Here is a 21,922-nt window from a genome sequence, read left to right on the forward strand (position 1 = left end):
TCCGACCCCGTGTTCACCGGGGCACTCAACAGTCCACGGCTGGCTTCCCGGCGTTGACCAGCACTATGTGCAGGCCAGGGCGCTCCCGCGGTTCTTGTCCCCAGGAAGCCGGTGGCGGGCGACGTCAGGCCAGCCAAGATCGCAACGTCCCAAGGAGATCACGTGAAGAGCACCGTCGAGCAGCTCAGCCCGACGCGGGTACGGATCGACGTCGAGGTGCCGTTCGACGAGCTCAAGCCCGACTTCGACCGTGCCTACCGCAAGCTCGCCTCGCAGGTCCGTATTCCGGGCTTCCGGCCGGGCAAGGCCCCCTCCCGAGTGCTGGAGAGCAGGCTCGGACGAGGCGTCGTGCTCGACGAGGTCGTCAACGAGGCCATCCCCGCGAAGTACATGGAAGCCGTCAACAGCGGCGAGGTGCGCACCCTCGGCAGGCCGGAGATCGAGGTCACCAAGATCGACGATGGTGACGTGCTCGCCTTCAGCGCCGAGGTCGACGTCCGGCCGGACATCACCATCCCGGCCTTCGGCGAGCTCGCCGTCTCCGTCGACGACGTGGCCGTGGAGGACTCCGACATCGACACCCAGCTCGACGAGCTGCGTGCGCGCTTCGGCACCCTCACCGGCGTCGACCGGCCGATCGAGGCGGGCGACTTCGTGGTCGTCGACCTGTCGGCCACGGTCGACGGCGTCGAGGTCGAGGACGCCCGCACCGAGGGCCTCTCCTACGAGATCGGCTCCGGCCAGCTGGTGGAGGGCATCGACGACGCCCTGATCGGCGCCTCGCAGGACGAGACCAAGACGTTCACCACCACGCTCGTCGCCGGGGAACACGCGGGCCGCGAGGCCGAGGTCCAGGTCAAGCCCACCTCCGTGAAGGTGCGCGAGCTGCCGGAGGCCGACGACGAGTTCGCCCAGATGGCCAGCGAGTTCGACACCCTCGAGGAGCTGAAGGGCGACCTGCGCGAGCGCATCGGCCGCGTCAAGCGGATGCAGCAGGGCATGGAGGCCCGCGACAAGGTCCTCGAGGTGCTGCTGGAGACCACCGAGGTCCCGCTGCCGGAGAAGGTCGTCGAGGCGGAGATCGAGGTGCGCAAGCACGACGCGATCCACCCGTTCGACCACGACGAGGCGCGGTTCGCCGAGTGGCTGGAGCAGCAGGACAAGACCCTGGAGGGCTTCGACGCCGAGACGAAGGCCGAGGCGGAGAAGGCGGTGCGCACGCAGCTCGTGCTCGACACCATCGCCGACGCCGAGCAGGTCGCCGTCTCCGACAACGAGCTGACGCAGCGCATCGTCTACCAGGCGCAGCGCTTCGGCATCAGCCCCGACGAGTACGTGCAGCGGGCCCAGCAGTCCAACCAGCTCGGTGCCATCTACGCCGACGTGCGACGGGGCAAGGCCCTGGCGGGCGTCGTCCGGCAGGCCACGGTCACCGACGCCTCCGGCAACACCCTGGACCTCGACGAGCTGTTCGGCACCGCCGAGGAGCCGGAGGCCGCGCCCGGTGCGGTCATCGAGGGCGACGCGGTGGTGGAGAACGACGAAGCCGAGACGACGGGCAAGTCCGATGCAGCGGGTGCCGCTGCGGAGAAGTAGAACGCTCTGGGCGAACACGGGCGGTGCTGGGAAGGCAGCGCCGCCCGTGTTCGTTACTGTCGATTGAGTAATCCGGATGACCGACGGCGGAACATCGGTAGCGCTGCCGATGTGGACGAGAACCGCCCATCACTGGTTGGAGAAGGCAGGCAGACGTGACGCAGCACCCACCCATCCCCACCCCCGAGATGCGTTCGAGCAGCAGCGGTCTCAACTTGAACGACTCGGTCTACGAGCGCCTGCTTCGTGAACGGATCATCGTCCTGGGCTCTCAGGTCGAGGAGAACATCGCGAACCAGATCTGCGCCCAGCTCCTCCTGCTCGAGGCCGAGGACCCCGAGGCCGACATCAGGCTGTACATCAACTCACCGGGTGGCTCGGTCTTCGCGGGTATGGCCATCTTCGACACCATGCAGCTCATCGAGCCCGACGTGTCGACCGTGGCGATGGGCTTCGCCGCATCGATGGGGCAGTTCCTGTTGTCGGCGGGCGCACCCGGCAAGCGATACGCCCTCCCGCACGCCAGGGTGATGATGCACCAGCCGTCGTCCGGCATCGGCGGCACCGCCTCCGACATCGCCATCCAGGCCGAGGTGTGGATCAAGGACAAGAAGGAGATGGCCGAGCTCATCGCCGAGCACACCGGTCAGACGGTCGAGCGGATCACCGCCGACTCCGACCGCGACCGCTGGTTCACGGCCGAGGAGGCCAAGGAGTACGGCTTCGTCGATCATGTGGTCAGCCGTACCAACCAGCTGCCCAACCCCAAGGGCACGAGTCGGCGCTGATCCCGGCCGCCGTGTTGATCCAGGCCGATCTCTAGGAGTCACCACGATGAACGAGCTTCACCGTCCACAGTCTCGTTACGTACTGCCGTCCTTCATCGAGCGCACCAGCTACGGGGTCAAGGAGTCCAACCCCTACAGCAAGCTGTTCGAGGAGCGGATCATCTTCGTCGGCTCGCAGGTCGACGACGTCTCGGCGAACGACGTGATGGCACAGCTGCTGTGCCTGGAGTCGGACGACCCGGACCGCGAGATCACGATGTACATCAACTCGCCCGGCGGCTCCTTCACCTCGCTGATGGCGATCTATGACACGATGCAGTTCGTTCGGCCCGACATCAAGACGGCCTGCCTCGGCCAGGCGGCCTCGGCCGCCGCCGTGATCCTGGCGGCGGGCACCGCGGGCAAGCGTCTGATCCTGCCCAACGCGCGGGTGCTGATCCATCAGCCCGCGATCGAAGGCGTCTATGGTCAGGTGTCGGACCTGGAGATCCAAGCGAACGAGATCCAGCGGGTGCGGACCCAGATGGAGGCCACGCTCGCCCGGCACACGAACCGCTCGGCAGAGCAGGTCCGGGAAGACGTCGAGCGCGACAAGATCCTGACGGCTCAAGAGGCGTTGGAATATGGTCTTGTCGACGAGGTGATTCCGTACCGGAAGCTCTCGCAGAACTGACCCGACACGCCGAGTGTGTCGGACGTCCCGACACACTCGGCGGCGACGGGAGAGGCTTGCCCACCCGAAGACCGGGGGCAGGCAAGGTACCGTCGATGACGTACACGGCCAGGCACACCGAGTCCGGGTGAGCCAGAGGGGACAGAGGTCAGCGGTCATGGCACGTATCGGTGACGGCGGCGACCTGCTCAAGTGCTCGTTCTGTGGGAAGAGTCAGAAGCAGGTGAAGAAGCTCATCGCGGGCCCCGGTGTGTACATCTGCGATGAGTGCATCGACCTCTGCAACGAGATCATCGAGGAGGAGCTCGCCGAGGCGGGCGACGTCAAGCTCGACGAGCTGCCCAAGCCCGCCGAGATCCACGATTTCCTCGATCAGTACGTGATCGGTCAGGGCGGCGCCAAGCGGTCGCTCGCGGTGGCCGTCTACAACCACTACAAGCGCATCCAGGCGGGCGATCGAGCCAAGGACAGCCGCGAGGAGAACGTCGAACTCGCCAAGTCCAACATCTTGATGCTCGGGCCCACCGGCTGCGGCAAGACCTATCTCGCGCAGACCCTCGCCAAGCTCCTCAACGTCCCCTTCGCGATCGCGGACGCCACGGCGTTGACCGAGGCGGGGTACGTCGGCGAGGACGTCGAGAACATCCTGCTGAAGCTGATCCAGGCGGCGGACTACGACGTCAAGCGTGCCGAGACGGGCATCATCTACATCGACGAGGTCGACAAGATCGCTCGTAAGAGCGAGAACCCGTCGATCACCAGGGACGTCTCCGGCGAGGGTGTGCAGCAGGCCCTGTTGAAGATCCTCGAGGGCACCACTGCGAGCGTCCCGCCGCAGGGCGGACGCAAGCATCCGCACCAGGAGTTCATCCAGATCGACACGACGAACGTGCTGTTCATCGTGGCGGGCGCGTTCGCAGGCCTGGAGAAGATCATCCAGGACCGCGTCGGCAAGCGCGGGCTGGGCTTCGGCGCGGAGATCCGGTCGAAGGCCGAGATCGACGCGATGGACTTCTTCACCGACGTCATGCCGGAAGACCTGATCAAGTTCGGCCTCATCCCCGAGTTCATCGGTCGACTGCCGGTGGTCGCAGGCGTCACCAACCTGGACAAGGAATCACTGGTACAGATCCTGACCGAGCCGCGTAACGCGCTGGTCAAGCAGTATCAGAAGCTCTTCGACATCGACGGCGTCGAGTTGGAGTTCACCAAGAAGGCGATGGAGGCGATCGCGGACCAGGCGATCCTCCGAGGCACCGGCGCACGTGGTTTGCGGGCGATCATGGAGGAGGTGCTGCAGTCGGTGATGTACGACATCCCCAGCCGCAGCGACGTCGCCAAGGTCGTCATCACCGAGCAGACGGTGCGAGAGAACGTGAACCCCACCATCGTGGCCCGCCAGGCCTCTCGGCGGGAGCGCCGCGAGAAGTCGGCCTGACGTCGGCGGGCCTCGCCGCCAACGCACGTCGATCGCTGCCTCGAGGACGACGTCGATTCGCTCAATCCCGGCCCGTCGTGGTGAACCTGCCACGGCGGGCCGGGAGTCGGATCCGCGTCGTGCCGGTGTGCCGAGGCGGCCGAAGCCTGCGAGGCTCTCGGGTGAGGCGAGGCGCTGCCTCGGAGCTCGACTGAGGGAGCAGGGTCGCCTGCGTGGCTCCAGCCGACGAAGTGACTCTCGGTGCGGTTCGCCGTGCAGGTCCAGCCGCCGCGTGATCTTCGGCGCTGCTCGCCGGGTGCCGTCCGTCGCGCCGCAGGCCGCCGGGACGACGAGATCGATCCTGCGGGGCGAGGGAGGTCGGTGCAGTCGATGGAGTTGGAGATCGATCCGCTCGACGGCATGGCGGACCGGCCGCCTGTCGTCCGGGTGCGCGCTGCCTCACACGTCGGGGTCAAGCTGGAGCTGCGGATCACCGATGCGGCAGGCCATGCCTGGACCTCGCTCAACACTTATGGCGCCGATGTCTCCGGACTGGTCGACCTCGGTACGCACGAGCCGCTGACCGGCACGTATCAGGGCATCGACCCCGCAGGTCCGTGGTGGTCGATGCGCTTCGCCGCGCCGGGGCGGGCGCCCGTCGACTTCAGCGCCGCACCCGACTCGCTCACCTGCCGCGTGACCGCGCAGGCAGGCGCGGAGACCGCGGTCGCGACGGTGGTGCGGCGGTGGGCCGCCGCTGGGGTGGAACGGCAGGACCATGACGTGCCGGGCAGCACCATCAGCGTCTTCACTCCGGCGGGTTCCGGGCGCGGCCCAGGGGTGCTCATCGTGCCGGGGTTCACCGGCGGCGCGGCGATGCTGCCCAGAGCGGCCCTGCTCGCGTCGCGCGGCTATGTGGCGGTCGTCGTGGACTACCTGAGTGACGAGCGAACGCAGCCGGGGTTCACCGAGGTGCCGATCGAGACGATCACCGACGCTCTCGGCTGGTTGGCGGCCCATCCCAGGGTCGACGCCGATCGGATCGGCGTGTTCGCCTCCTCGGCGGGCTGTGTGGGTGCCCTCGCCGCGCTGGCCTATCTCGATCACCATCCGATTCGCGCCATCGCGCTGGTGTCCCCGAGTTCCGTCGTGTGGCAGGCCGCTGCCGCGGGCGGGCCGCCTGCCCGCACGTCCTCGTGGACTCATCGAGGCAGGCCGCTGCCGTGGGTGCGGGTCCGGGCAGGCAGGCTGCTTCCCGAACTGCTCGGGCAGGCCATCCGACATCGGGTCGCCCGCCATCCCCGCCCGACTGCGCTGCACCTGCGCTCGTCCTACGCCGCAGGGCTGCGCAATCTCGCGGAGGTGGACCGCGCGACCATCCCGGTGGAGCGGATCGACGCCCCGCTGCTCCTGCTCTGCGGAGAGGACGACCAGCTCTGGCCCGCCGATCAGATGGCTCGCGCGATGGTGGCTCGACGCGGCGTGCACGGCATCGCTCATCAGGACGAGACCCGGACCTTCCCCGACGCGGGGCACTTCCTGCGTCCGCCTCTGGTGCCGACCACCGCAGCATGGAGCGAGACCCTGATGGCGGGCGGCTCCGCCGAGGGGATCGCGCTCGCCCAGCAGGAGTCATGGGACGCGACCCTTTCCTTCCTCGCCCGGCGGCTGGCCTGATCGCGGCCAGGTGGGGGAGCGAGATCTCCTCGGGCACATCCGGGGGGAGAGCGCGTGCTCCGACGTCGGCTCGGCGTCTGCCTGCGGTCGGCGGCGTCGCCGCGTCGCCGCTGATCACTGCGGCGGGTGGGGGCACGATCTCGGCCGTGCACAGGCGGCCTTGGTGGTCTGGCCGGTCTGGCCGGAGCGTGCCGGTTCGCGGTTGCTCCGTCGAGCGGCGGCGTGGCCGGCCGGGAAGAGTCCAGTCGGGACCTCCTGGTGCCGCGACACGGAGGATCGGTGTCCTGCCTGCCTGCGAGCGGTGCGCCCGGCGGCAGGCCGACGGCGGCACGGTCGGTCGTGCGGGCAGTCCGGAGAGCTGTTGAGACGGAGGCGGAGATGTCGGATCGACAGGTGCTCCTGCTGCACGGCTGGCGTACGCCCACGCCGGATCACTGGCAGCTGTGGCTGGCGCCCCGTGCCTACAAGCATGGCTGGGACGTCGACTTCCCGCGCCTGCCTGCAGCGGACACGCCGATGCTGGCCGACTGGCTGCCCGTGGTGCAGGCGCGAGTCGCCCGCGTCCCCCGTGCCACCGAGCTCGTGGTGGTCGCGCACTGTTGCGGGGCCTTGACCTGGATGCATCATGCTGCCGTGCTCGGCGGGCGAGGCAGGCGGGCGGATCGCGTGCTGCTGGTGGCCCCGCCCGGTCGTCGCTGGCGTCACCCCGATCTGAGCGGGATGCCGTATCCACCGGTGGACGGGTGGAGCCTGCGCCGGGCGGCGGGAGTCACGCGCCTGGTCGCGGGCGTCGACGACCCGTGGGGCGGCGTCGCGGAGACCACCATCCTGGGCCGGACGCTGGGGGTGGAGGTCGACGTGGTGCCCGGCGGGCGGCATCTGGACCCTGAGTCCGGCTTCGGGCCGTGGCCGCAGGTGTTGGACTGGCTGATGGACCCGGGGGCGGCGGACCTGAACACCGCCCGCCGAGACCCGCCGCGCTGAGCCTCCGACGGCGACTCGACGACGAGATCCGGCGGGCGGCGAGTACTGCCCCTGACGTCGGTCGGTCCGATGCCTGCCCCGGCGGTGTGGCGGCCTGGGGCGTCTGCGGGTGCGGTGATGGAGGTCAGCGGAGTCGGCGCCCGACGAAGGCCAGCGCGGGTGGGACGGAGGAGTCGAAGAAGGCGCGAGTGTGGCCGCCGGGGCTCAGCTCCGCGACCTCGGGGCGGGCCTTCTCGATGAACTGCCGGGCTCCCTCGATGAAGCCGTCCTCGGTACCGCACCAGATGCCCACCGGGACGTTGCCGAGGGCAGGGATGTTGCGCAGCGGGTCCATGCTCGCCCAGTCCGCCTCGTCGTGGAAGGCGTTGCGCTGGCTCATCTCGTCCCAGCTGAGGATCAACGCCGGGGCGATCGCCCCGACCGCCCGCAGCGGCCTGCCCTGTTCCCGCCGCCTGCGCGCGTACAACAGGGCGCCGAAACCACCCATCGAGACGCCTACCGCCGCCTCCGGCATGCCGAGTCCCCGTGCCGCCGCCCAGACCGGCACCTCACGCAGCAGCATCCCCATCGAGTCGTCGCCCTTGGTGTGCTCATGCCAGTAGTCGTCGCCGCCGTCCACGGCCATCACGGCGAACGGGGTGCCGCCTGCCGAGATCGTGGCGTCGAGCGTGTCGGGCATCGGTGCGGCGGTGACCTCCTCGGAGTTGCCGGTCCTGCCGTGCAGCACCACACAGACCGGGAGTCGACGGGCGTACGACCCGGCGGGGATGAGGGTGACCAGACCGACGTTCCGGCCGCGTGCCTCCGACCACACCTGTTCGCGGCGGACCACCGCACGCGACATGCCGCCGCTGAGCAACTCCCCGAGGGACATGCCGCCCGCCATGCCGGTGGCCGGGTGCGCCGTGCCCTGTGTCAGCGCCCCGCCGGTGGCCACCGCGACCGCGCCGAGCCCGGACAGTCCCGCGATCATGGTCAGGAAACGGCGCCTGCCTGGATCGCGCGCCGAGTCGACAGTGGGGTCTGGTGCCATGGAAGGGCCTCCTCGACGTCAGGGTCTGGGAGCAGGTTCAGACCCACCGTCGTCGAGCCGTGCCGGGTCGGCCACCGCTGCTCACGTTTAGGCGAGTGACGTCGGAGTGAATTCACCTGGAGGAGGGCGTGGCGGGTGATTCCGCGCGGTCCGCGTCCGTGTCGTGGGCGGTGGTCACCCGTTCCCGACCGACGTAGACGTTCATCGAGTCCCCTCGGAGGAAGCCGATCAGGGTCATGCCCTGTTCCTCGGCGAGGTCGACCGCCAGTGACGACGGTGCGGACACGGCGGCCAGCACGGGAACCCCCGCCATCGCCGCCTTCTGCACGAGTTCGAACGACGCCCGCCCCGACACCATGAGCACGCAGCCCGTCAGCGGGACGCGGCCGTCCAACAGCGCCCAGCCGAGCACCTTGTCCACGGCGTTGTGCCTGCCGACGTCCTCGCGGGCGGCGAGCAGCCTGCCGTCCCCGGTGAACAGGCCTGCGGCGTGCAGGCCGCCGGTCGCGTCGAAGACCCGCTGTGCCTCGCGCAGGGCGACCGGCAGTCGCGTCAGAGTGTCGACGCTCACCCGCGCCTCGTCGGCGGCGGGGGAGAACCGGGTGCTCAGCCGGACCGCGTCGAGGGCGGCCTTACCGCAGACCCCGCAGGAGGACGTGGTGTAGAAATTCCGCTCGACGCCGGTCTCCGGCGGCGGGACTCCCTCGGCGAGCGCGATGTCCAGGACGTTGTAGGTGTTGCGTCCCTCGTCGTCGACACCGTCGCAGTACCGGGCGATCGAGACGTCCTCACGATGTGCGATGACGCCCTCGGTGAGCAGGAAGCCATGGGCGAGTTCGACGTCGCTGCCGGGTGTGCGCATCGTCACCGCGAGAGGGCGGCCGTTCACCCGAGTCTCGAGCGGTTCCTCGGCCGCCAGCGAGTCCGGACGGGTCCTGGCTCCCGTCGCCGTGACACGCAGCACCTGCCTGCGCACGGTCACTCGTCCCATCTGCGTGCCTCCGTCGGGTTCGGGACGGGGTCCCGAGTCGGGGCCCTGATCACCCGACGGTACCTGGCACGACCAACCGCCATCGTCGTTGCGGTACGTGGCCAAGCTGCGGTTGTGTCGCTTGTTCGAGTGGTCACTCGAAGGGATGAGCGGACGGTCGGCGGGCGGGGACTTTCCTCGGCCGCAGATCGTCCGCGTGTCGGATTCCTGGAGGTCTGCCGCCGTGCGTCGGGGTAGACGCAACCACGCTGTGGGCAAAAGTACTGGTAGTGGATCTGATGCACCGGAAGCATCTCGGCGGGTCCGACCGGTGTCCGTAGTGGGGCTGAGAATTCGATCGGCCGGATGGTCGAAAGATCGGGGTCACCCGAGGTAGCGTCCCTTCACCCGTTCCGGTGTTAGTCGCGTGCTTGGAGTGGCGATGTCTCAGGGTCTGCTCGATCGGTCGAGGATCGTCGCCGCGCCGGGGTGGAGTCGATGGCTCGTCCCGCCTGCGGCGTTGTCCGTGCACCTGGCCATCGGGCAGGCCTACGCGTGGAGCGTGTTCAAACCCCCGTTGGAGTCCGCGATGGACCTGTCGGGAACTCAGAGCGCGCTGCCCTTCCAACTCGGCATCGTCATGCTCGGGCTCTCGGCCGCATTCGGCGGCACCTTCGTCGAGCGCAACGGACCACGGTGGGCGATGTTCGTCTCACTGGTCTGCTTCTCCACCGGCTTCCTCGTCGCCGCGCTGGGCGTGGCCACCGGGCAGTTCTGGCTGGTGGTGCTCGGCTACGGCGGCATCGGCGGCGTCGGTCTCGGCATCGGCTACATCTCGCCGGTCTCGACGTTGATCAAATGGTTCCCAGACCGGCCTGGCATGGCCACCGGCATCGCCATCATGGGCTTCGGCGGCGGCGCGTTGATCGCCGCGCCCTGGTCGTCCTGGATGCTCGACAGCTTCGGCGCTGACTCTTCGGGCATCGCCACGACGCTCGTCGTCCACGGTCTCGCCTATGCCGCGTTCATGTCTCTCGGCGTGCTGTTGATCCGGGTTCCCGCAGCCGACTGGCGGCCACCTGGCCCGCCCCGCACGGCGGCCACGGCGCGACGGATGATCACTACCGCGAACGTGTCCGCCCGCAACGCCGTGCGCACCCCGCAGTTCTGGTGCCTCTGGGTGGTGTTGTGTCTCAACGTGACGGCGGGCATCGGCATTCTGGAGAAGGCCGCGCCGATGATCATCGACTTCTTCGCCGACACCGCGACGCCGGTGGCGGCGGGCGCGGCGGCAGGCTTCGTCGCGCTGCTGTCACTGACCAACATGGCGGGCCGCTTCATCTGGTCCTCGACCTCCGACGTGATCGGTCGCAAGAACGTCTATCGCGTCTACCTCGGGGCGGGCGCCCTGCTCTACCTGGTGATCGCCCTGGCAGGCAGCCTGTCCACGCCGGTCTTCGTGCTCGCCGCGATGGGCATCCTGTCCTTCTACGGCGGCGGGTTCGCCACCGTCCCGGCCTACCTCAAGGACCTGTTCGGGACCTACCAGGTCGGGGCGATCCACGGCAGGCTGCTGACGGCCTGGTCGGTGGCGGGCGTGCTGGGACCGTTGATCGTCAACGCCGTCGCCGACTCGCAGGAGGCGGCGGGCCGTACGGGCGCCGATCTCTACACCCTGTCCCTGTTCGTCATGATCGGGCTGCTCCTGATCGGCTTCGTCGCCAACGAGCTGATCCGCCCGGTGGACTCTCGACACCACGAGCCTGCCGAGGGCGATCCGGCCCCCGTCGAGAAGTCAGAGAAGGCCGAGAAGACGGCGAAGCCTGAGCAGACGGCGAAGTCCGAGAAGGGAGCCACCCGATGAGCGCCGAGGACGCGCTGCCCGAGGGAACCCCGGCCCGTCGCCGGATCGGGCTGATGACCTTCGCCTGGCTGTGGGTCGGGCTGCCCTTCGCCTACGGGCTTGCGGAGCTCGTCCGCACCGTGACCAGGCTCTTCGTCGGCTGACGCACCCGGACCGGCACTCGGCGTGCCGCCGAGGCCGGTCCGACGTCCGAGCAGGTCCGAATCGGGCGTCAGCCCGCCTGCTCCAACCGGACGACGATCGACTTCGACGTCGGAGTGTTGGACTCCTCCGCCACCGAGTCCAGCGGAACCAGCGGATTGGCCTCCGGGTAATAGGCCGCCGCGCAGCCGCGCGCGGTCGGATACGCCACCACCCGGAAGCCCGCCGCGCGGCGCTCCTCGACCCGATCACCCACCCGCCACTCGCTGATCACGTCGACCAGTTGGCCGTCCTGCACCCCGAGCTGCTCGCAGTCGGCCGGATTGACGAAGACGACCCGCCGGGCGTTCTTGACTCCGCGATAACGATCGTCGAGACCGTAGATCGTCGTGTTGTACTGATCGTGGCTGCGCAGCGTCTGAAGAAGCAGCCTGCCCGCCGGTACCCGCAGCACCTCCAGCCGGTTCGCGGTGAAGTTCGCCCGCCCCGTCGCCGTCGGGAACGATCGCGAGTCCCGAGGCGGATTCGGCAGGACGAAACCGTCGGGCCTGCGGACCTTCTCGTTGTAGTCCTCGCAGCCGGGAACCACCCGCGCGATTCGATCGCGGATCGCGTCGTAGTCCCGCTCGAAGTCCTCCCAGGGAATCGAGTGCTCCGCGCCGAGGACCGCTCGGGCCAGCCTGGCCACGATGGACACCTCGGAGTGCAGGGTCTCGCTCGCCGGCTCCAGCCTGCCTCGGGAGGCGTGCACCGCAGACATCGAGTCCTCGACGGTGACGAACTGCTCCCCGGTGTGCTGAACGTCGACCTCGGTCCGGCCCAGCGTCGGCAGGATCAGCGCCGTCCGCCCGTGCACCACGTGCGAGCGATTGAGCTTGGTGGACACCTGCACCGTCAGCGAGCACGACCGCAGCGCGGCCTCGGTGACCTCGGTGTCCGGGCTGGCGGAGACGAAGTTCCCGCCGAGCGCGAAGAACACCAGCCCGCGATCGTCCGCCGCCCTGCCCCGCATCGCCTGCAGCGCCGCGACCGTGTCGAAGCCGTGCTCGCGCGGCATCGGCAGCGCGAACTCGCGTTCCAGCGCGTCGAGGAAGGACTCGGGCGGCTTCTCCCAGATCCCCATGGTTCGGTCGCCCTGCACGTTGGAATGACCTCGGACGGGGCAGACGCCTGCGCCGGGGCGGCCGATCATGCCTCGCAGCAGCAGCACGTTGACCATCTCGCGGATCGTCGCGACCGAATGCCGGTGCTGGGTGATGCCCATCGCCCAGCAGACGATCGTCCGCTCGGAGGCGATCAGCATCCTGGCCACCGTCTCGATCTGACTTCTGGCGAGTCCGGTCGCCTCCTCCACCTGCGCCCAGTCCAGGGCGTGCACGTGGGCGGCGTACTCGGCGAAGCCGTGACTGTGCTCCCGGATGAAGTCGCCGTCCAGGACGGTGCCGGGCGACTCCTCCTCCGCAGCCAGCAGCAGGTGACCGAGGGCCTGGAACAGGGCGAGGTCTCCGCCGAGCCGGATCTGACAGAACTCGTCGGCGAGGTCGGTGCCCTTGCCGAGCACGCCCCGGATGTTCTGCGGGTTCTTGAACCGGAGCAGCCCCGCCTCCGGCAACGGGTTCACCGCCACGATCTTCGCGCCGTTGCGCTTGGCCTTCTCCAGCGCCGAGAGCATCCGAGGGTGGTTGGTGCCGGGGTTCTGCCCGACGATCAGCAGCAGGTCGGCGTGGTGGACGTCGTCGAGGCTGACCGATCCCTTGCCGATGCCGAGCGTCTGGTTCAACGCGGAACCGGAGGACTCGTGGCACATGTTCGAGCAGTCCGGGAGGTTGTTCGTGCCGAAGGACCGGACGAACAGCTGGTACAGGAAGGCGGCCTCGTTGCTGGTGCGACCGGAGGTGTAGAAGACGGCCTGGTCCGGGGAGTCCAGCTCGCCCAGCTCGGCCGCGATCAGCTCGAACGACTCCGCCCAGGAGATCGGCTCGTAGTGCGTCCCGCCGGGTCTCAGGACCATCGGGTGCGTCAGCCTGCCCTGGCTGCCCAGCCAGTAGTCGGTGCGCTCGGCCAGCTCGGCGACGGAGTGGGTGGCGAAGAACGCCTCGTCGACGCGCCTGCGGGTCGCCTCCTCGGCGACCGCCTTCGCTCCGTTCTCACAGAACTCGGCGAGACTGCGATGGCCCTGGCCCTCCGGCCAGGCACAGCCGGGGCAGTCGAAGCCCTTGCGTTGATTGAGCAGCCGCAGTGTGCTGACGGTGCGTCCCGCGCCCATCTGCTCCAAGCCTCGGCCGAGGGAGACCAGCACGCCGGGAATGCCCGCCGCCCACTCCTTCGGCTTGGAGACGGCCAGCTCCGATTCGTCGATGTCCTGCCGAGGCGCCTCGCGAGTCATTCTCACATCCTGCGACAAGCAGGGCGGGAGGACAAAGGGGTCTTGACGTCCTGTCTCGCCACGGCCTCGACACCGAACCCGCCGGGAGGGGGAGTCGGCGGGATCCGGTCGGTCAGGCCTGCCGTGGTCGGCGCGCAGGCGATGCGGCCGGCTACGGCATGGGCGGCGCGGGCGTGCCGTCGCTTAGCAGTTGCCCTCGGTGGGCATGGGCTGCGTGGCGTCGAACATGCCCTGGATCTCGGTCTCGTCGGGCATCGCGACGAGCTCCGGGCTCTCCTCGGCGAAGCCGGGGGCCAGGAAGCCGCGATCGGCGACGTCGCAGGCCATCCCGTAGCTGAAGCTCACCAGTTCCTCGGCCCACAGCCCGTGTGAGGTGTCCGCCCATTCCTGCCCGGTCACATAGGAGTAGTCCTGTTCGATGCGGTTGAAGACCACCAGGTCGGTGTTGGTGAGGCCCGAGGTCTCCGCGAGGTCGGCAGGCGGCTCGAAGGCATAGGCGAACAGATAGTTGGTGCGCACCAGGATCTCGCCGTCCTCGTCCAGTTCGACGGTCATCTCCCCGTCCACCCTGGGCGGCACCGGCAGCAACGGGTCCTCGCCGATCCGGGTGATCCACAGCCCCGCCTCGACGTCGTCCTCGGCGAAGGTCTCGCGCAGGCCGGTCTGGAGATCAGGCGCGAGCAGGGAGAGATAGCCCTCCGGATCGTGCTCGGTCAACGATCGGGGGTCCAGCCTGGCAGCGATCAGTGCTTCGCGGACCGCCTCGACGGCGGTCGCCACCTCGTCGGCGTCGTGATCGCCGACGGGCACGGCCTCCGCCCCCACGATGCCCGCCTCGCCCTCCGCCCAGCCGGCCGCGGCCGTGCGCTCATAGGGCCTGCTCAGATCGACCTGCTGGACCGGCGGGGTCGCGGGCGTCGGGACCGTCGAGGCCGTCGAGGAGACGTCCGCCTCCTCGGTCTGCTGCGCGGTGGCGGCGGTGGCGTCATCGAGCTCGTCGGCGGCCAGCATGGCGTCCAGCGCCGTCGGGCCGTAGAGCACGGCCCCCACCACGGCGGTCGTGACGGCCAGCAGGGTGACGACGATCTTCACGCCGCGTTTCGGCGGGCCGTGGTGCCCGCCCGCCGCCATCGGCGTCTCACCCCCCGACGGCTCGTCTGGCGCAGGCCTGCTCGGCTGTTCTGTCACGACGTCCCCCTCTGAAAAGATCAAGCGAATGTCCGCAAGATAACAGTCGAGACCGACGCTCTTGATCTTCAATGGCGGTGCCGGAATGGTGGCGACCGGGGGTTCGTCCCGACGCGCAGCGGCCCGAACGGCACGGCGTCGGCGCCGGCGTGGAGGACCGCCTCAACAGGCTCGACTGCGCTCCGTAGACTTTTTCGGGTGACACAGACCCATGCCCGCCCGGAGTCGACCCTGCCCGCGAAGTGGAACCCCGCCGAGGTGGAGCCTCGACTGTACGAGCAGTGGGTAGAGCGCGGTTACTTCACGGCGGACCCGCACAGCGACCGGCCGCCCTTCTCGATCGTGATCCCGCCGCCCAACGTGACCGGCAGTCTCCATCTCGGCCACGCCTTCGAGCACACCCTGATGGACGTCCTGACGCGCAGGCGCCGGATGCAGGGTCACGAGGCACTCTGGCTGCCCGGCATGGATCATGCCAGCATCGCCGTCCACGCCCTGGTCGAGAAGCAGCTCCTCGCCGAGGGCACCAGCCGGCGCGAGCTGGGTCGAGAGGCCTTCGTCGAGCGGGTCTGGCAGTGGAAGGAACGACACGGCGGCGCCATCCTGGGACAGATGCGCAGGCTCGGCGACGGGGTCGACTGGAGTCGCGAGCGGTTCACCATGGACGAGGGGCTCAGCCGCGCCGTCCAGACGATCTTCAAGCGCCTCCACGACGAGGGGCTCGTCTACCGGGCGGAACGCCTGGTCAACTGGTCTCCCGAGCTGCGGTCGGTGCTCTCCGACGTCGAGGTGGAGCACAAGGAGGTCGACGGAGAGCTCGTCTCCATGCGCTACGGCGACGGCGACGCCGCCATCGTGGTCGCCACGACCAGGGTCGAGACCATGCTGGGCGACACCGCCGTGGCCGTGCACCCCGACGACGAGCGGTACCGCCACCTCGTCGGCACCCTCATCACGCTGCCGATCACCGGCAGGCGCATCCCGGTCATCGCCGATGCGCACGTCGACCCCGAGTTCGGCACCGGCGCCGTGAAGGTCACCCCGGCGCACGACCCGAACGACTTCGAGATCGGCAGGCGTCACGACCTGCCGATGCTCTCCGTGATGGACGAGCAGGGCCGGATCACCGGGACGGACACCGAGTTCGACGGTCTGGACCGCTTCGTGGCCCGCAAGGCCGTCCGCGAGGCGCTGCGCGAGCAGGGCCGCATCGTGGCCGAGCAGCGGCCCTACCGGCACAGCGTCGGACACAGCTCGCGGTCCAAGGAGCCGATCGAGCCGAGGCTCTCGCTCCAGTGGTTCGTGAAGGTGGCGCCGCTGGCCGAGGCGGCAGGCGAGGCCGTCCGCTCCGGCGAGGTCGCCGTGCACCCGCCGGAGATGGCCAAGCGCTACTTCGACTGGGTCGACGACATGCACGACTGGTGCATCTCCCGGCAGCTCTGGTGGGGACACCGCATCCCCGTCTGGTACGGCCCCGACGGCGAGACCGTGTGCGTCGGCCCGGACGAGGAGCCGCCGAGCGGACCGGGCTGGCATCAGGACGAGGACGTCCTGGACACCTGGTTCTCCTCCGGCCTGTGGCCGTTCTCCACGATGGGCTGGCCGGAGAAGACCCCGGAGCTGGACCGTTTCTACCCGACGTCGGTCCTGGTCACCGGCTACGACATCCTCTTCTTCTGGGTCGTCCGGATGATGATGCTCGGCCTCTACGCGATGGACGGGACGCCCCCGTTTCGCACCATCGTGCTGCACGGCATGGTGCGTGACCAGCACGGCAAGAAGATGTCGAAGTCGGCGGGCAACACGGTGGACCCGCTGGACTGGCTCGAGCGGTTCGGCGCGGACGCCCTGCGCTTCACCCTCGCCAGGGGCGCGAATCCCGGCGTCGACGTCCCCGTCAGCGAGGAGTGGGTGGGCGCGTCCCGCAACTTCGGCACGAAGCTGTGGAACGCGACCCGGTACGCGCTGATCAACGGGGCCACGGTCGAGCGGCCGGTGCCGCCGCGCGAGGAGCTCACCGACGTCGACCGCTGGATCCTCGACTCGGTGGACCGACTCGTCGGCGAGGTGGACCAGCGGTTGGAGGACTTTCAGTTCGCCAAGTCCACCGAGGCGCTCTACCACTTCACCTGGGACGAGTTCTGCGACTGGTACGTCGAGTTGGCCAAGGTGCAGATCGCCGAGGGCGGCGAGCGTGCCGAGGCGACCAGAGCGGTCCTCGGCCACGTGCTCGACGTCCTGCTGCGGCTGCTGCACCCGGTGATGCCGTTCGTGACCGAGGTCCTGTGGCGGGAACTCACCGGCGGCGAGTCGCTGGTGGTCGCCGCCTGGCCGGTGCGCGCGGGCCACGAGCCCGACGACCGGGCCGCCCGCCGCGTCGACTCGCTGAAGCGGCTGGTCACCGAGATCCGTCGCTTCCGGGCCGATCAGGGGGTGAAGCCCAATCAGCCGGTGGTCGGCGCCGTGCGCGGCGCCTGCTGCGCGGACCTCTCCGATCACGTCCCGGCGATCCGCGCCCTGTCCCGGCTGGCCGAGCCCGGTGACGACTACTCGGTCACCGTGTCCTTCGAGGTCGGGCTGCCGACCGGTGAGGTGAAGATCGAGCTGGACACCTCCGGCACCGTCGACGTGGCCGCCGAACGCAGGCGGCTGGCCAAGGACCTGGCGGTGGCGGAGAAGGAACTGGCGGGCTGCGAGGGCAAGCTGGGCAATCCCGCGTTCATCGGCAAGGCGCCCGCCGAGGTGGTCGCCAAGATCACCGCGCGGCGGGACGCGGCGGTCGAGGAACGCGATCGGCTCACCGAGCGGCTCGCGGCCCTGCCCGCTGCGGTGGGGGAGCGAGCATGAGCAGCGCGGAGTCGGACGCCTTGCAGCCGTTGCGGGAGGTCGAGGAGGAACTCGACACCCGCTGGCAGGAGTCGACGGTCGCGCCGTCGCTGGATCGGATCGCCGTCCTCACCGACCTGCTCGGCTCTCCCCAGCACGCCTACCCCGTCGTGCACGTCGGCGGCACCAACGGCAAGACCTCCACGGTGCGGATGATCGACGCGCTGCTGGGGCGGATCGGGCTGCGCACCGGTCGCTTCACCAGCCCGCACCTTCAGTCGGTGACCGAGCGGATCGCCGTGGACGGCACGCCGATCTCCCCGGAACGCTATGTCGAGGTCTACCGCGACATCGAGCCCTACGTGTCGATGGTCGACGGCCGAGGCGACATCAGGATGACGAAGTTCGAGGTGCTCGCGGGCATGGCGTTCGCGGCCTTCGCCGACGCGCCCGTCGAGGCGGCCGTGATCGAGGTCGGCCTCGGCGGCGGCTGGGACGCCACCAACGTCGTCAACGGCAGGGTGAGCGTGGTGACCCCGATCGCGCTGGACCACGTCGAGTACCTCGGCAGCGACATCCTGGGCATCGCCAAGGAGAAGGCGGGCATCATCAAGCCCGACTCGACGGCGGTGCTGGCCGCGCAGGCCCCCGAGGTCACCCGAGTGCTGTTGGAGCACTGCATCGAGGTGGGCGCGACCGTCGCGAGGGAGGACGCGGAGTTCGGCGTCCTGGAGCGGTCCGTCGCCGTCGGCGGCCAGCTGCTGCGGCTGCAAGGCCTCGGCGGGGTGTATGAGGACGTCTTCCTCCCGCTGCACGGCGCCCACCAGGCGCGTAACGCGGCGATAGCCCTCGCCTCGGTGGAGGCGTTCTTCGGTGCGGGTCAGGATCGGATGCTCGACGTCGAGGTCATCCGGGAGGGGTTCGCCGAAGTGCACAGCCCCGGCAGGCTCGAACCGGTCCGGTCCGCGCCGACCGTCCTCGTCGACGCGGCGCACAATCCACACGGCGCCACGGCGCTGCGCGAGGCCATCGCCGCCGAGTTCGCCTTCGACCGGCTGGTGGGCGTGGTGAGCGTGCTCGGCGACAAGGACGCCGCCGGAATCCTCACCGAGCTGGGGCCGGTCGTCGATCACTTCGTCGTCACCCAGAACTCGTCCCCGAGGGCGCTGTCCGCCGAGGCACTGGGTGAGCTGGCGGTCAGCCTCTTCGGTGAGTCGCGGGTGACGGTGACCCCGGCGCTGGGGGAGGCCCTGGAGACGGCCCTGCGGATGTCCGCCGAGACCGACGACCCCGACGAACCAGCCGCGGGCCGGGGCGTGGTCGCCACCGGATCCGTCGTGACCGCAGGAGAGGCCCGTGCCTTCTTCGGGAGGAAGCCGGAATGAGCGATGACGTGACCGGTCCCGATGCGGTGCAGGCAGGCACAGCGCAGCGGGCCGCAGGCGCGGCCGGGACCACCGAAGGCGCCGCCGAGCAGCCCGGGGCAGTGCCGCCGCCCGCCGTGGACCCCTGGAAGGGGCTGCGCGGTGTGCTGGCGGGGGCGCTGGTGCTGGAGGCGATCGTCGTCGCCCTCGCGTTGCTGGTCGTCGGCCGCCTCGGCGACGGGGCGGGCAGCCTCGGCTGGACCTTCGTCCTGGTGCTCGTCGTGCTCCTGCTCCTCGCCTCGGGCGTCCAGGGCCGCAGCTGGGGACTGACGGCGGCGCTCAGCCTCCAGGGCCTGCTGCTGGCCGCCGGGCTGGTCGAGCCGTTCCTACTGATCCCCGGGGTGCTGTTCGCCCTGGTGTGGGCGGCGCTGGTGTGGTTCAAGCTCGACGTCGCCCGCCGGATGGACGAGGGCAGGCTGCCCAGCCAGCAGCCGCCGCCGGACTGATGATGATCACCCGTCGGTACGTGACTAGGCTTTCAGGCGAAACGGACGGCAGACCCGCCGTCACTCGACGCCGACCGTCCCGGTCGGCCGACGTCAAGGAGAGAGAGCGGCCGTGAGCGAGCGCACCCTGGTCCTGGTCAAGCCCGACGGCGTGGCACGGGGCCTCGTCGGCGAGGTCGTGTCCCGCATCGAGCGCAAGGGCCTGCGCCTTGCCGCGCTCGAACTGCGAGTGGTCACCCGTGACCTCGCCGAGCAGCACTACGCCGAGCACGACGGCAAGCCGTTCTTCGGATCGCTGCTCGACTTCATCACCTCCGGCCCCGTGGTGGCCCTGGTCGTCGAGGGCCCGAGGGCGATCCCGGCGTTCCGGCAGCTCGCGGGCGGCACCGACCCGGTCGAGAAGGCCACCCCCGGCACGCTGCGCGGCGACCTCGCGCTGGAGACGGAGTCGAATCTGGTCCACGGCTCCGACTCGCCGGAGTCGGCCGAGCGCGAGATCAAGCTCTGGTTCCCGAACATCTGATCTCCGGGTCGATCGGCCCTGACCTCGGGGCCGATCGACCGTTCGTCATCGATGCCGCTCCACAGGCGGGTCGAGGCCCGTCGGCCGGCAGACCCTCTTCCGCCGTCGATCTCCGTTCGACCGGTCGTTCGGCCGTCGCGTCTCCTTCGCACAGGCCGAGAACCGTCGAATTCGGTTTCTTCTGTCGGAGTCGAGGCATACCCTTCACTCTCGTGACGATGAACGGCTTCCTGGTGCATGCGGAGGGCCTGACCAAGCGGTTCGGCGATTTCGAGGCCGTCAGGGGGATCGACGTGGCCGTGCGAGCCGGGGAGGCCTTCGGCTTCCTCGGTCCCAACGGCGCGGGCAAGTCCTCGACGATGCGGATGATCGCCTGTGTCTCCCCGCGCACCGGTGGCGAGCTGCGGGTGCTCGGCATGGACCCCGCCGTCGACGGCCCGAAGATCCGGGCCAGGCTCGGCGTCGTTCCCCAACAGGACAACCTCGACCTCGAACTGTCGGTCCGGGAGAACCTCCAGGTCTACGGCCGGTACTTCGGGCTCTCCCGCGCGGCCGTGCGGGAGAAGGCCGTGGAGCTGCTCGACTTCGCCCAGCTTGCCGACCGCGCCGCCGACAAGGTCGAACCGCTGTCCGGCGGGATGAAGCGCAGGCTCACGATCGCACGGTCGCTGGTCAACGATCCCGAGGTCCTGTTGTTGGACGAGCCGACGACCGGGCTTGATCCGCAGGCCAGACACGTGCTGTGGGATCGACTGTTCCGGCTGAAGCAGGCCGGGGTCACGCTCATCATCACCACGCACTACATGGACGAGGCCGAACAGCTCTGCGACCGGCTGGTGGTGATGGACGGCGGCCGGATCGCCGCCGAGGGCTCACCACGTGAGCTGATCAGGGACTACTGCACCCGGGAGGTCCTGGAACTGCGGTTCCCGCCCGGCGAGGTGCAGCAGTACGCCCCCCTGGTGGCCGACACCGCCGATCGCATCGAGGTGCTGCCCGACCGGGTGCTGCTCTACACCGCCGACGGCGAGGCGTCGCTGGCCGCCGTGCACCGGCGCGACGTGGAGCCGCTGTCGAGTCTGGTCCGCAGAAGCACGCTGGAGGACGTCTTCCTCCGGCTGACCGGACGAACGCTGGTGGACTGACGATGACGACACGAACCTCGGACGCCGCACCGCCGACGGCCAGAGCCTCCACCGGCCGGGCATCGGGCTTCGTCCCCTCGGTCCTGCTGGTCCTGGAGGGCCAGTGGATCTGGTACCGGCTGAACTGGCGCGCGACGCTGATCTCCAGCGTGCTGCTGCCGGTGCTGTTCCTGGTGGCGATGGGCATGGGCATGGGTGCGCTCGTCGAGCCGAGCGAGGCCACCCGCGGCCTGGACTACCTGGTGTACCTGACGCCCGCGATGCTCGTGGTCGGCGCCGTGCAGACCGCGGCGGGCGAGGCCACCTATCCCGTCCTGTCCGGCTTCAAGTGGCAGAAGAACTTCTGGGCGGTGACCGCGACGCCGATCAGCCCGGAGCAGATCGCCTGCGGGAAGCTGCTGTGGATCATGCTGCGCCTCACCTTCTCCGGCGTGGCCTTCCTCGCCGTCGCGGCCCTGCTCGGTGCCGTGGCCGGCGTAGGCGTGCTGCTCTCCCTGGTGTTCGCGGTGCTCACCGGTATGGCGCTGGCCGCCCCGGTCGTGGCGGTCGCCGCGAGGATGCAGGGCGAGGGCGACGGCTTCAACGCACTCTTCCGATTCATCGTGCTGCCGATGATGCTGTTCGCGGGCACCTTCTACCCAATCAGCAGGCTGCCGGAGCCGCTGCAGCCGATCGCCTGGGTCGCTCCGCTCTGGCATGGCACGGAGTTGGCCCGGGGTGCGGCGTTCGGCACGCTGGCCCCGCTGCCCACACTGGGCCACCTGACCTACCTGATCGGACTGTTCCTCGTCGGCACGGTGTTGTCCTGCCGGATGTTCCGCAAGCGGCTGGTGGTGTGAGG

At 69.6% G+C, this 21,922-nt stretch carries 18 protein-coding genes; 14 read left to right on the forward strand and 4 right to left on the reverse strand.

Annotated features, from left to right (window positions below):
- Nucleotides 1-162 precede the first annotated feature (162 nt).
- The 6 genes from tig to UA75_RS08145 all read left to right on the forward strand — a co-directional run bounded on the left by tig (nucleotide 163) and on the right by UA75_RS08145 (nucleotide 7,135).
- A complete protein-coding gene (gene tig / locus UA75_RS08120) occupies nucleotides 163-1,596 on the forward strand; it encodes a trigger factor (protein WP_075739727.1) in 1,434 nt (477 codons plus the stop codon).
- A gap of 188 nt (nucleotides 1,597-1,784) precedes the next feature.
- On the forward strand, nucleotides 1,785-2,384 hold the full coding sequence (locus tag UA75_RS08125; protein WP_075739728.1) for an ATP-dependent Clp protease proteolytic subunit: 600 nt from the start codon (nucleotides 1,785-1,787) through the stop codon (nucleotides 2,382-2,384).
- Nucleotides 2,385-2,430: 46 nt separating this feature from the next.
- Nucleotides 2,431-3,057, forward strand: coding sequence for an ATP-dependent Clp protease proteolytic subunit (locus UA75_RS08130; RefSeq protein ID WP_075739729.1), 627 nt, complete (start codon nucleotides 2,431-2,433; stop codon nucleotides 3,055-3,057).
- A gap of 157 nt (nucleotides 3,058-3,214) precedes the next feature.
- Nucleotides 3,215-4,495 (forward strand): ATP-dependent Clp protease ATP-binding subunit ClpX, encoded by a 1,281-nt coding sequence (gene clpX / locus UA75_RS08135; RefSeq protein WP_075739730.1) that lies wholly within the window; start codon nucleotides 3,215-3,217, stop codon nucleotides 4,493-4,495.
- 369 nt (nucleotides 4,496-4,864) lie between these two features.
- Nucleotides 4,865-6,151, forward strand: a complete 1,287-nt coding sequence (locus UA75_RS08140) for an acyl-CoA thioesterase/bile acid-CoA:amino acid N-acyltransferase family protein (RefSeq protein WP_232251223.1) — start codon at nucleotides 4,865-4,867, stop codon at nucleotides 6,149-6,151.
- A 378-nt stretch (nucleotides 6,152-6,529) separates the two neighbouring features.
- Nucleotides 6,530-7,135, forward strand: coding sequence for an RBBP9/YdeN family alpha/beta hydrolase (locus UA75_RS08145; protein ID WP_075743547.1), 606 nt, complete (start codon nucleotides 6,530-6,532; stop codon nucleotides 7,133-7,135).
- Nucleotides 7,136-7,259: 124 nt separating this feature from the next.
- Here UA75_RS08145 and UA75_RS08150 read toward each other — a convergent pair whose 3' ends face one another.
- A complete protein-coding gene (locus tag UA75_RS08150) occupies nucleotides 7,260-8,168 on the reverse strand; it encodes an alpha/beta hydrolase (protein ID WP_075739732.1) in 909 nt (302 codons plus the stop codon).
- 112 nt (nucleotides 8,169-8,280) lie between these two features.
- On the reverse strand, nucleotides 8,281-9,159 hold the full coding sequence (gene fdhD / locus UA75_RS08155; protein ID WP_075739733.1) for a formate dehydrogenase accessory sulfurtransferase FdhD: 879 nt from the start codon (nucleotides 9,157-9,159) through the stop codon (nucleotides 8,281-8,283).
- 421 nt (nucleotides 9,160-9,580) lie between these two features.
- On the opposite strand from fdhD, the gene UA75_RS08160 reads away from it, so the two are divergent.
- Both UA75_RS08160 and UA75_RS33750 read left to right on the forward strand, forming a co-directional pair.
- On the forward strand, nucleotides 9,581-11,002 hold the full coding sequence (locus UA75_RS08160; RefSeq protein WP_075739734.1) for an OFA family MFS transporter: 1,422 nt from the start codon (nucleotides 9,581-9,583) through the stop codon (nucleotides 11,000-11,002).
- The gene (locus UA75_RS33750; RefSeq protein ID WP_198043200.1) at nucleotides 10,999-11,145 is read left to right on the forward strand and encodes an MFS transporter small subunit; all 147 of its coding nucleotides are present in this window, start codon (nucleotides 10,999-11,001) and stop codon (nucleotides 11,143-11,145) included. Before UA75_RS08160 ends, UA75_RS33750 begins: the two co-directional genes overlap by 4 nt.
- A gap of 68 nt (nucleotides 11,146-11,213) precedes the next feature.
- Here the strand turns inward: UA75_RS33750 and UA75_RS08165 are convergent, their stop codons facing one another.
- A complete protein-coding gene (locus UA75_RS08165; protein ID WP_075739735.1) occupies nucleotides 11,214-13,529 on the reverse strand; it encodes an FdhF/YdeP family oxidoreductase in 2,316 nt (771 codons plus the stop codon).
- 183 nt (nucleotides 13,530-13,712) lie between these two features.
- A complete protein-coding gene (locus tag UA75_RS08170) occupies nucleotides 13,713-14,717 on the reverse strand; it encodes a hypothetical protein (RefSeq protein WP_157434059.1) in 1,005 nt (334 codons plus the stop codon).
- A 198-nt stretch (nucleotides 14,718-14,915) separates the two neighbouring features.
- Between UA75_RS08170 and UA75_RS08175 the strand changes: the two genes are divergently transcribed.
- The 6 genes from UA75_RS08175 (at nucleotide 14,916) to UA75_RS08200 (ending at nucleotide 21,920) form a co-directional block, all read left to right on the forward strand.
- The gene (locus UA75_RS08175) at nucleotides 14,916-17,564 is read left to right on the forward strand and encodes a valine--tRNA ligase (protein WP_075739737.1); all 2,649 of its coding nucleotides are present in this window, start codon (nucleotides 14,916-14,918) and stop codon (nucleotides 17,562-17,564) included.
- Nucleotides 17,561-18,928, forward strand: a complete 1,368-nt coding sequence (gene folC / locus UA75_RS08180) for a bifunctional tetrahydrofolate synthase/dihydrofolate synthase (RefSeq protein WP_075739738.1) — start codon at nucleotides 17,561-17,563, stop codon at nucleotides 18,926-18,928. The genes UA75_RS08175 and folC overlap by 4 nt, the downstream gene beginning before the upstream one ends.
- Nucleotides 18,925-19,413 carry a DUF4233 domain-containing protein gene (locus UA75_RS08185; protein ID WP_083683021.1) on the forward strand — a complete coding sequence of 163 codons (489 nt, stop codon included), beginning with the start codon at nucleotides 18,925-18,927 and terminating at the stop codon, nucleotides 19,411-19,413. Before folC ends, UA75_RS08185 begins: the two co-directional genes overlap by 4 nt.
- Nucleotides 19,414-19,525: 112 nt before the next feature.
- A complete protein-coding gene (gene ndk / locus UA75_RS08190) occupies nucleotides 19,526-19,936 on the forward strand; it encodes a nucleoside-diphosphate kinase (protein WP_075739739.1) in 411 nt (136 codons plus the stop codon).
- Between the two features lie 218 nt (nucleotides 19,937-20,154).
- A complete protein-coding gene (locus UA75_RS08195) occupies nucleotides 20,155-21,081 on the forward strand; it encodes an ABC transporter ATP-binding protein (RefSeq protein WP_075743549.1) in 927 nt (308 codons plus the stop codon).
- A gap of 2 nt (nucleotides 21,082-21,083) precedes the next feature.
- On the forward strand, nucleotides 21,084-21,920 hold the full coding sequence (locus UA75_RS08200) for an ABC transporter permease (protein WP_075739740.1): 837 nt from the start codon (nucleotides 21,084-21,086) through the stop codon (nucleotides 21,918-21,920).
- The last annotated feature ends 2 nt before the right edge of the window (nucleotides 21,921-21,922 follow it).

The sequence above is a fragment of the Actinoalloteichus sp. GBA129-24 genome, assembly GCF_001941645.1.
Lineage (GTDB): Bacteria > Actinomycetota > Actinomycetes > Mycobacteriales > Pseudonocardiaceae > Actinoalloteichus_A > Actinoalloteichus_A fjordicus.

Coding starts and splice junctions, on each gene's coding strand:
- UA75_RS08125 (WP_075739728.1), top strand. CDS start 1,785: ATGCGTTCGAGCAGCAGCGGTCTCAACTTGAACGACTCGGTCTACGAG.
- UA75_RS08130 (WP_075739729.1), top strand. CDS start 2,431: ATGAACGAGCTTCACCGTCCACAGTCTCGTTACGTACTGCCGTCCTTC.
- clpX (WP_075739730.1), top strand. CDS start 3,215: ATGGCACGTATCGGTGACGGCGGCGACCTGCTCAAGTGCTCGTTCTGT.
- UA75_RS08140 (WP_232251223.1), top strand. CDS start 4,865: ATGGAGTTGGAGATCGATCCGCTCGACGGCATGGCGGACCGGCCGCCT.
- UA75_RS08145 (WP_075743547.1), top strand. CDS start 6,530: ATGTCGGATCGACAGGTGCTCCTGCTGCACGGCTGGCGTACGCCCACG.
- UA75_RS08150 (WP_075739732.1), bottom strand. CDS start 8,168: ATGGCACCAGACCCCACTGTCGACTCGGCGCGCGATCCAGGCAGGCGC.
- fdhD (WP_075739733.1), bottom strand. CDS start 9,159: ATGGGACGAGTGACCGTGCGCAGGCAGGTGCTGCGTGTCACGGCGACG.
- UA75_RS08160 (WP_075739734.1), top strand. CDS start 9,581: ATGTCTCAGGGTCTGCTCGATCGGTCGAGGATCGTCGCCGCGCCGGGG.
- UA75_RS33750 (WP_198043200.1), top strand. CDS start 10,999: ATGAGCGCCGAGGACGCGCTGCCCGAGGGAACCCCGGCCCGTCGCCGG.
- UA75_RS08165 (WP_075739735.1), bottom strand. CDS start 13,529: ATGACTCGCGAGGCGCCTCGGCAGGACATCGACGAATCGGAGCTGGCC.
- folC (WP_075739738.1), top strand. CDS start 17,561: ATGAGCAGCGCGGAGTCGGACGCCTTGCAGCCGTTGCGGGAGGTCGAG.
- UA75_RS08185 (WP_083683021.1), top strand. CDS start 18,925: ATGAGCGATGACGTGACCGGTCCCGATGCGGTGCAGGCAGGCACAGCG.
- UA75_RS08195 (WP_075743549.1), top strand. CDS start 20,155: ATGAACGGCTTCCTGGTGCATGCGGAGGGCCTGACCAAGCGGTTCGGC.
- UA75_RS08200 (WP_075739740.1), top strand. CDS start 21,084: ATGACGACACGAACCTCGGACGCCGCACCGCCGACGGCCAGAGCCTCC.